This window comes from Janthinobacterium sp. 1L-D-8-B-C4 (genome assembly GCF_057291295.1).
The window spans coordinates 604,658-612,664 of record NZ_JBXAVX010000003.1 but is presented as its reverse complement, the minus strand read 5'-3'; the positions used below and the strand labels follow the sequence as shown (position 1 = coordinate 612,664).

Here is an 8,007-nt window from a genome sequence, read left to right as displayed (position 1 = left end):
CTGCCGATCGCGGCCTTGAGGATGGCCATCGTGCAGCGCAAGCCGCCTGCCAATCTGATCTGCCATACCGATCAGGGCAGTGTGTACGGATCGGCCGCTTATCGTAGCGTGCTGCAGGAACATCAGTTACGGCCCAGCATGAGCCGGCGCGGTAACTGCCACGATAACGCCGTGGCCGAGAGCTTCTTCTCGCAGCTAAAAAACGAAATCACGCACAATACGACGTACGCCACACGCGAAGAGGCCAAGGCCGCTATCGTCGATTACATCGAGGTGTATTACAATCGGATGCGCTTGCATCAAAGCTTGAAATACCGCACCCCAGTCGAGGCTGAGGTGCAGTACGCATCGATTAAAAATCCCCCGCGCCGCGAGGGAGTGACTCTCCATTAAAACCGGGATACCTCAGAGACAGCTTAGGCGCCTTCATGCCGCCACCTCTGCCGTGTATTGCACCCGCATGCCGGCCAGCGCAGCCAGCGAAAACTGCGCCACATGGCTGGCGATGGCGGCGATGCCGGCCTGGTCGTAGGTGATTTCGGGCGCCACCAGTTCATGCACGATGCGCGAGCGCGCATAGAACACGGCCTGGCCGATCACGCTGAACACGCATTTCTGCACCACGGCAGCCGGCATGGCGTCGCCCACCACGCCGCGCACCAGGCCGGTGAACAGCGCATGCTGGGGCCGCACATTGCGCTCGGCCAGCTTGTGGATGGCGGCCGTCGGCTCGATCAGCTCGCGCGCCACCAGCCGGCTGAACAGCGACGCGGAACCGCTGCGCAGCATGTCGGACACCAGCGCTTCGATGCCCAGACGTAACTGCTCGACAGGCGGCAGGTTGGCCGCCGCACTTGCCTCGGCCACTGTCGGCGCCGAGGCGTCGGCCAGCTCGCGCGCATGGTCGAACGCGGCCAGGTGCAGCTCTTCCTTGCTGTGGAAATAGTAATTGACCATCGCCACATTGACCTGGGCCGCCTCGCAGATCTTGCGCACGGAGGTGCTGGCATAGCCATGTTCGGCAAACAGCTCGGCCGCCGTTTGCAAAATGCGCATGCGGGCCGGCTCGGTATTGTTTTCGATCGTCATGATTTATAGAAAATTAAACAGTTGTTTGAGATCATATCAAACAACCGTTTAATTTTCAAGCAGACGTAAAAAAACCCGGCGCACCGGGTTTTAAAAGAAGCAACGATCAGTGCTTCATCGCCGGCATCGCGCTCGCGCCCAGCGGACGGGCCACGGCATTGACTTCGATGATTTCGCGTTTCTTGTCGTCGCCTTCCAGCACCAGGGTCAGCGGCACCTTGTCGCCCGCCTTCACCTGGCCCTTGAGGTCAAGCAGCATCACATGATAGCCGCCCGGCTTCAATTCGACGGCCTTGCCGGCCGGCAGCGCGAGTTCCTTGACCTGGCGCATGCGCATCATGTTGTCGCTCATGCTCATTTCATGGATTTCGGCCACGCCCGCCACGGCGCTGCGCACTTCGACCAGACGCATGGCTTTCGGCGCGGTGATCTGCATGAAGGCGCCGGTGGCCTTTTGTTGCGCCACGGTGGCGCGCACCCATGGCTCGCTGACGGTGACCGTGCCTTGCGCGGCGACGGAGAAGGAAAGCACGGCCAGGGCGGCGGCGACGACGGTTTTCAGGTGGAACATGATGTGATCCTTTGTGGTTATAAAGTGTATTTGGCGGTCATCAAAGTCTTGATGTCCTGCGCGCATTCGTCGGCCGTCAGCTGGTGCTTGAGGCCCAGGCGCATGCGCCCTTCCTTGTCGAGCACATAGCTGATGGCCGTGTGGTCCATGGTGTAGGAACTGCCGCTGGCCACGCGGCGGTAGAACACCTTGTAGTTGAAGGCGGTCTGGGCGGTGCTTTTCGGATCGGTGCGCAGGCCGAGGAAGCCCGGATCGAAGGCGCGCATGTATTCGCCCAGCAAGGCCGGCGTATCGCGCTCGGGGTCGATGCTGATGAAGATCACTTGCAGCTTGTCGGCGTCCGCCCCCAGCTTGCTGCGGATTTCAACCGCGCGCGACAGCGCCGTCGGGCACACGTCCGGGCATTGCGTGAAGCCGAAAAAGACCATCACATATTTGCCCTTGAAGTCGGCCAGGGTGTAGACCCTGCCGTCGGGGCCGCTCAGCTTGAAGTCGGGCTTGTAATCGCCACCGGTCAGATCGATGCCGTTGTAATGGGGTTTGGGTTCTGGCTTGCCGCAGGCGGCAAGCGTCAGCAATCCCGCCGTGCCGGCGAGAAGGAGTAGGCGACGTTTCATATTGGTCAGGCCCGATAGGCGTAGTGCTGCGTAGACATGGAGCCGCGTGGCGGCAGGAATAGGGAATCAGGCGGCCGCAGGCGGGCCGCGCGGGCGCGCGCCGCTCCAGGCAAACTGTGGCTGCGGAGACTGGTAGAACAGTGGCGGGTACAGGTCGTGGCCAGTAATCACCGCGACCAGCACAGGCGCCGGTGGCGGCAAGGCCAGGTTGCCCGCATGGTGCATGCAGTACAGGCAATGTTCGATATGTTGAGGCTGCGGACCGGATGGCGGCGCCAGGTCGGCCTGCGTGTAGACGGCGCCGCTGGCCGAGCAGATCTCGACGGCGGCATTGCCCTGGCTGGCAGCAAACGCATGGGACAAGCCGGGCAACAGGGCATTAAGCAGCAGCGCCAGGCAGGCGAACCACAGACTCCACTGCTTGCGCTGTAAAAAATGTCCCATGCCGCGATTATAACGGAGTATCGGGTGCGCGCAGGAACAGCGTCGGGCGCACGCCAGCAACATCGGTGCAGGCGTCGCAAAACGCCGGCACCGAGGCAAAGCCGGAGCCGGCCGCCACTTCCGCCAGCCCCCGCTCATCACCAAGACCGGCTTGCGCGGCCGTATGCAGGGCATGCGCCAAGCGCTGTTCGCGCACCAGGCTGAGCAAGGCCTCGCCTTCGGCAAACAGGCGCGAGCGCGCCTTGTGCGGCGTCACCTGCCACAGCGCGGCCAGGCGGGTGGCCGTCCACTGGCCTTGCGGCGACTGGAAAATATGCTGCGCCAGCGCGCGGCTCCAGCGCTTGCCGCCGCCAGGCTGCGTTTCCCCTCCTTCCTCTGCCTCGTCCTGTTCCAGCGCCAGGCTGAACACGGCCGGTTTGCCACGGCCCGGCATCACGTCGCAGGCAAAGCGCAAAAAGGCCGGCACCACAAAACTGTCGCCGCTGCCCAGTTTCCGGGTGGCGATTTCGTTGTGCAGGGTAACAAAACCCTGGCGCACGGTGACGCGCAGGCGCAGCGGAAATCGCAGGCCCAGCAAGTGCTGCGGATAATGGGAAACCAGGGCCATGCGTCAGCTTGCCTCACAAGGAAAGCTGCCAGCATGCCATGCTTTGCGCGCGCAGTCTGTCATCACAGCGACGCCACGCCGTAATGGCGCAGGCCGTGCAGGTCGACCACGCGGATCGCCTGCCAGGCGATGCTGATCAGGCCCAGTTCGGCCAGCCGGCCCAGCGCCAGGTTGACGCGCTGGCGCGAAATGCCGGTCAGCATGCCGATTTCTTCCTGCGACAGTGCAAGCACGCTGGAAGTACGCGGATAGAGCATGGGATGAAACAGCTGCGCGATCGCCTGCGCCACCTGCGCATCGACATCGAGCAGGCGCTGGTTCTGGATGGTGGCGATGAACTGGCCCATGCGCTCGTTGAGCTGGCGTATCACGTAAGCATTGAACGACAGGCTTTCGGCCAGCAGGCGGTGGAACAGTTCGGCCGGCACCAGCAGCACGCTGGAGGCGCGCACGGCCACCACGTCGTAGCGGCGCAATTCGCGTTTTAACACGCTGCCCTCGCCGCACCAGCCGCCGGCCGGCACACCGGAAAACGTGGCGCCACGGCCATCGGCGTTGTACACGGCCAGTTTGATCAATCCGGCATGCACGCCGATCCAGTGCAGCGAAGGCTCGCCACGGCGCGTGATGTAAGCGCCGGCTTCAAACTGGCGCAGCTCGCTGCCGGCGCGCAGCAGCGCCTGGTGGCCGGCGTCCAGCGCCTGGAACCATGCATGGCTGTCGAGTTCGGGCAAAGCGTGATCCATTCCATCCTTCAGTTGTCACTACAGTTGTCACCTCAGTTGTCACCTCGGCGACATTGCATTTCCGGCAGCAGTGCTATGCTGAGGGACACCAGCCCCGTCTACAGGGAGCAGCATTTTTTCAATCAGGAGACACACCATGGCACCCGATTTCAACACCGGCTTGGGCAAGAACAGCGCCAATTATGCCGCCCTCACCCCGCTCGACTATATCGCCAGGGCAGCCGAAGTATATGGCAATCGCCTGGCAATTGCACATGGCGGCGTGCGCCAGAACTGGCGCGACACCTATGCGCGCACGCGCCGTCTTGCGTCTGGCCTGATGAAACTGGGCGTGGGCGTCGGCGACACGGTGGCCGTGATGCTGCCCAATACGCCGGCCATGGTGGAAGCGAGCTTTGGCGTGCCGATGGCCGGCGCCGTCCTCAATGCGCTGAACATCCGGCTGGACCTGGCCTCGCTGACCTTCATGCTGCGCCATGGCCAGGCCAAGGTGTTGCTGGCCGATACCGAATTTGCCGAGCTGGCGCACCAGATGGCGGCGCAGATTCCCGGCCTGCGCGTGATCCAGGTCAATGACGAACTGGGGCCGCAAGTGGATGCGTTTGCCGAACTCGACTACGAAACCCTGCTGGCCGGCGGCGACCCCGATTTCGCCTGGCAGCCGCCCACCGACGAGTGGGATGCGATCGCCCTCAACTACACCTCCGGCACTACCGGCGACCCGAAAGGCGTGGTGTATCACCACCGTGGCGCGGCGCTGAACGCGCTGTCGAATATTTTAGAGTGGGACATGCCCAAGCACGCGGTTTATCTGTGGACCTTGCCGATGTTCCACTGCAATGGCTGGTGCTTTCCCTGGACCATCGCCGCGCGTGCCGGCGTCAATGTGTGTTTGCGCAAGTTCGAACCGAAGCTGGTGTTCGACCTGATGCGCGAACTGCGCGTCACCCATTATTGCGCGGCGCCTATCGTGCATGCGGCGCTGGCCAATGCGCCGACCGGCTGGCGCGAGGGAATCGACTGGACCGTGCGCGGCATGGTGGCCGGCGCGCCGCCGCCGGCAGCGATGGTGGCGCGGATCGAAGCGATGGGCTTTGATCTGATCCACTCGTATGGCCTGACGGAAGTGTATGGCCCGGCCGCCATCTGCGCCGAGCAGGAGGAATGGGCGGCGCTGTCGCCTGAAGAGCGTGCCGTCAGGAAATCACGCCAGGGCGTGCGCTACCACTTGCAAAGCGAGGTGGCGGTGCTCGACCCGGAGACCATGCAGCCGGTAGCGCCGGACGGCGAGCAGATTGGCGAGATCATGTTCCGCGGGAATATCTGCATGAAGGGTTACCTGAAGAACGAACAAGCCACGCAAGACGCATTTGCCGGCGGCTGGTTCCATACAGGCGACCTGGGCGTGCGCTATCCGGACGGCTATATCAAGCTGAAGGACCGCAGCAAGGACATCATTATTTCCGGCGGTGAAAACATTTCAAGCGTGGAAGTGGAAGACGCCTTGTATCATCACCCGCAAGTGCTGGCCGCCGCCGTGATCGCCCAGCCCGACGAGAAATGGGGCGAGACGCCTTGCGCCTTCGTGGAACTGCGCGAAGGCGCCAGCGTGACCGAAGCCGAGCTGATCGCCTTTTGCAAGACCAACCTGGCCGGCTTCAAGGTGCCGAAAGCCATCTACTTCGGTCCCCTGCCGCGCACCTCGACCGGCAAGATCCAGAAGTTCGAACTGCGCAAGCGCATGCAGTCGGACCAGGCGATCGACGTCTGATCGCCGTCAGGTGTGCGCAGGCGGCTGCGCCACCACCAGCCGTGAAAAGCTGGCGATGCAGGCCAGCGCCGCAAAGCCGGCCGCCAGCAACAAGGCATAGGTGGTGCCGCGCGCGGCCGACACCGTGAAGCAGTAGGCCACCAGCGCGGCGCCGGTGGCCTGGCCGACCAGGCGCGAGGTGGCGACCACGCCGCTGGCGCCGCCACTGCGGTGCGGTGGCGCGCTGCCCATGATGGCTTTCAGGTTGGGCGCCTGGAAAAAACCGAAACCGATGCCGCACAGCGCCATGCGCCAGGCTATATCGATCACGCCGGGGTCGGCCGGTATCCACACCAGTGTCAGCAGGCCGGTGGCCAGCGCGGCCAGGCCGATGCCGCCCAGCACACCAGGCGAATAACGGTCGCTCAATCTGCCGGCAATCGGCGCCATCACCGCCACCAGCACCGCCCACGGCGTCATCAGGAAGCCCGTCTCGATCGGCGAGCGGCCAAGGGTCACTTCAAAATAAAACGGCAGCGACACAAACGCCAGGCCCTGCGCGGCAAAAGTGCAGATCGCCGTCATCGATGACAAAAAGAACAGCGGCCGGCGAAACAGGTCGACCGGCAACATCGGCGCCTGGTGGCCGCTTTGCCGGCGCAGCAGCAGAATGAAAAAGATCACCACCGCCGTGAGCTCTGGCAGCAAGATGGTCAATGGCGCATGATGGGCGGCGTCGCCGAACAGCAGGATCAGCAGGCCGAAGGCGCCCACGTTATACAGCGCCGTGCGCCCATCCATTTTATGCCCGGACAGCCTGGTTGCCGGCAGCATGCGGCTGGCCACAAAAAAACCGGCCACGCCCAGCGGCACATTGATGGCGAACAGCCACGGCCACGATGCGGTGGCCAGTATCAGCGAAGCGGCCGTGGGGCCGATGGCAAACGCCACCGCCACCACCAGCGAATTGTTGCCGAAAGCCCTACCCTGCAAGCGCTTGGGGTACAGCACGCGCAGCAGCGCCGTGTTGACGCTCATTATGGCACTGGCGCCGACGCCCTGGAACAGGCGCGCCACCACCAGCGACGGCAGCGACCAGGCCAGCGCGCAGGCCAGCGACGCCAGCGTAAACAAGAACATGCCGGAGATAAACACGCGGCGGTAGCCGACGATTTCACCGAGGGCCGAAAACGGCAGCAAGGTTGCCACCATCGCCAGCTGGTACACATTGACGATCCACACGGAGGCCGCCGGCGTCGTGTGCAGCTCGCTGGCAATCGCCGGCAAGGCGGTATTGGCAATCGCCGTATCGAGCGACGCCATGCCCACGCCGATCGCCAGCGACAGCATGGCCCAGCCGCGCGCGCCGGGCGGCAAGCCGTCCTCGCCCACCATGACTGCCTGCTTCATTTCTGACAATCGATCACCTTGAAGTCTTTCGAGTAGCAGATGCGCAGTTCGCCCGAGTGTTTTTCATAGCCCAGCCAGCGGCCTTTCAGCTGCGGATTGTGTTCCTTCATCCACTGGAACAGCGCGTTCTTGTCCATGCTGGTGTCGGGCAATTTCAAGGCCTGGAACAGTTCGCGCTCCTTCTCGAAATAGTCCCTGGCCGTGCCGAAATCGCAGGCGCCATGCTTTTCCCATTCGCCCTGCAGCAGCGCTTCGCCGGGCTGCATGCACATGTATGGCAGGATTTCGGCCGGCGCCAGTTTCGGCAGGTTGCCCTTGCAGTAGCGCGGGTGCAGGTCGGTCTTGCGCGGTGGCGTGACGGAAATATCGTCGCAGCTGGCCGGGTTGCTTGACTGCGCCCACAGGCCGTGCACGATCCAGCCGAACTGGTGGTTGTCCGAGCACTGGAACGCGGCCTTTTTGGAAATTTCACCACGGCGGCGCTGGCTGTCGCAAAAGCCGGGCGACCAGGACAGCGCCAGCATGAAGTAATCGGTGGGCACATTCGTGCTCTGCTTGTAGCAGGTATTTTTTTCGTCCGACGGCTTGACGTCGTAATCGGCATAACTGACATTGCGCGGAATGGCGCACTGGGCGTCGGCGGCATGGGCCAGGCCACCGGACAGGCTCAACATGAGTGTGGCAAGGGCGGGCAAGATGAAACGCAGCTGCATGGGATTCCTCCAACGATGTAAAAACGCCGGCAACAGGGTGCCGGCGCGGTATCAGCTCAG

10 protein-coding genes are annotated in these 8,007 nt (G+C 63.3%); 2 read left to right on the top strand and 8 right to left on the bottom strand.

What is annotated here, in order from left to right; all coding sequences use genetic code 11:
- Nucleotides 1–393, top strand: a 393-nt coding sequence (locus AC0Z42_RS08750; protein ID WP_485467826.1) for an IS3 family transposase, incomplete at its 5' end; no start/stop codon positions are given.
- A gap of 33 nt (nucleotides 394–426) precedes the next feature.
- Here AC0Z42_RS08750 and AC0Z42_RS08745 read toward each other — a convergent pair.
- From AC0Z42_RS08745 to AC0Z42_RS08720, 6 genes are all read right to left on the bottom strand, one after another.
- Nucleotides 427–1,089: a CerR family C-terminal domain-containing protein gene (locus AC0Z42_RS08745; RefSeq protein ID WP_485467825.1), complete on the bottom strand. Its 663-nt coding sequence runs from the start codon at nucleotides 1,087–1,089 to the stop codon at nucleotides 427–429.
- A gap of 106 nt (nucleotides 1,090–1,195) precedes the next feature.
- Entirely contained in the window at nucleotides 1,196–1,660 is a 465-nt protein-coding gene (locus AC0Z42_RS08740) for a copper chaperone PCu(A)C (protein ID WP_485467824.1), read from the bottom strand.
- Nucleotides 1,661–1,677: 17 nt separating this feature from the next.
- The gene (locus tag AC0Z42_RS08735) at nucleotides 1,678–2,277 is read right to left on the bottom strand and encodes an SCO family protein (protein WP_485467823.1); all 600 of its coding nucleotides are present in this window, start codon (nucleotides 2,275–2,277) and stop codon (nucleotides 1,678–1,680) included.
- A gap of 66 nt (nucleotides 2,278–2,343) precedes the next feature.
- The gene (locus AC0Z42_RS08730; RefSeq protein WP_485467822.1) at nucleotides 2,344–2,721 is read right to left on the bottom strand and encodes a DUF2946 family protein; all 378 of its coding nucleotides are present in this window, start codon (nucleotides 2,719–2,721) and stop codon (nucleotides 2,344–2,346) included.
- A 7-nt stretch (nucleotides 2,722–2,728) separates the two neighbouring features.
- Nucleotides 2,729–3,328, bottom strand: coding sequence for a helix-turn-helix domain-containing protein (locus AC0Z42_RS08725; protein ID WP_485467821.1), 600 nt, complete (start codon nucleotides 3,326–3,328; stop codon nucleotides 2,729–2,731).
- A gap of 62 nt (nucleotides 3,329–3,390) precedes the next feature.
- Entirely contained in the window at nucleotides 3,391–4,074 is a 684-nt protein-coding gene (locus tag AC0Z42_RS08720; protein WP_485467820.1) for a Crp/Fnr family transcriptional regulator, read from the bottom strand.
- Nucleotides 4,075–4,210: 136 nt separating this feature from the next.
- Here AC0Z42_RS08720 and AC0Z42_RS08715 point away from each other — a divergent pair, with 136 nt between their 5' ends.
- Complete coding sequence (locus tag AC0Z42_RS08715; RefSeq protein ID WP_485467819.1) at nucleotides 4,211–5,845, top strand: acyl-CoA synthetase; 1,635 nt, start codon at nucleotides 4,211–4,213, stop codon at nucleotides 5,843–5,845.
- 6 nt (nucleotides 5,846–5,851) lie between these two features.
- Here the strand turns inward: AC0Z42_RS08715 and AC0Z42_RS08710 are convergent, their stop codons facing one another.
- Nucleotides 5,852–7,234, bottom strand: coding sequence for an MFS transporter (locus AC0Z42_RS08710; protein ID WP_485467818.1), 1,383 nt, complete (start codon nucleotides 7,232–7,234; stop codon nucleotides 5,852–5,854).
- Nucleotides 7,231–7,947, bottom strand: coding sequence for a ribonuclease T2 family protein (locus AC0Z42_RS08705; RefSeq protein ID WP_485467817.1), 717 nt, complete (start codon nucleotides 7,945–7,947; stop codon nucleotides 7,231–7,233). Before AC0Z42_RS08705 ends, AC0Z42_RS08710 begins: the two co-directional genes overlap by 4 nt.
- Nucleotides 7,948–8,007 lie beyond the last annotated feature (60 nt).

Coding starts and splice junctions, on each gene's coding strand:
- AC0Z42_RS08735 (WP_485467823.1), bottom strand. CDS start 2,277: ATGAAACGTCGCCTACTCCTTCTCGCCGGCACGGCGGGATTGCTGACG.
- AC0Z42_RS08730 (WP_485467822.1), bottom strand. CDS start 2,721: ATGGGACATTTTTTACAGCGCAAGCAGTGGAGTCTGTGGTTCGCCTGC.
- AC0Z42_RS08715 (WP_485467819.1), top strand. CDS start 4,211: ATGGCACCCGATTTCAACACCGGCTTGGGCAAGAACAGCGCCAATTAT.
- AC0Z42_RS08705 (WP_485467817.1), bottom strand. CDS start 7,947: ATGCAGCTGCGTTTCATCTTGCCCGCCCTTGCCACACTCATGTTGAGC.
- AC0Z42_RS08745 (WP_485467825.1), bottom strand. CDS start 1,089: ATGACGATCGAAAACAATACCGAGCCGGCCCGCATGCGCATTTTGCAA.
- AC0Z42_RS08710 (WP_485467818.1), bottom strand. CDS start 7,234: ATGAAGCAGGCAGTCATGGTGGGCGAGGACGGCTTGCCGCCCGGCGCG.
- AC0Z42_RS08725 (WP_485467821.1), bottom strand. CDS start 3,328: ATGGCCCTGGTTTCCCATTATCCGCAGCACTTGCTGGGCCTGCGATTT.
- AC0Z42_RS08740 (WP_485467824.1), bottom strand. CDS start 1,660: ATGTTCCACCTGAAAACCGTCGTCGCCGCCGCCCTGGCCGTGCTTTCC.
- AC0Z42_RS08720 (WP_485467820.1), bottom strand. CDS start 4,074: ATGGATCACGCTTTGCCCGAACTCGACAGCCATGCATGGTTCCAGGCG.